We start from the raw sequence: 232 nt of genomic DNA on the forward strand, positions 1-232 counted from the left end.
GGCTGCTTCGGCGAGCAGGGCGGCCAGCCGCGCCGGACGCGTGCCCGCGCGCAGGCCGCCACGGGCGGTCTGCCCGGCCTCGGTCAGCGCCCAACCCCAGGCGCGGGTATCGGCCAGCGGCTCGCCACGCCGCAGCGGGCCGGGCAGGGCGGTGGCGACGACCTCGCCCAGCGGGGCATGGGTGTAGCGCGCCAGCCAGTGCAGCGACTGTGCCAGTTCGCCGTCGAGCAGG

Annotated in this window: 1 protein-coding gene; it reads right to left on the reverse strand. The window is 78.9% G+C overall.

Annotated elements, in window-relative coordinates; all coding sequences use genetic code 11:
- The coding region (locus SB658_RS27925; protein ID WP_410603847.1) for a hypothetical protein at positions 1 to 232 on the reverse strand (232 nt) is incomplete at both ends.

This window comes from Bacillus sp. SIMBA_008 (genome assembly GCF_046535495.1).
Taxonomy (GTDB): domain Bacteria; phylum Bacillota; class Bacilli; order Bacillales; family Bacillaceae; genus Bacillus; species Bacillus subtilis.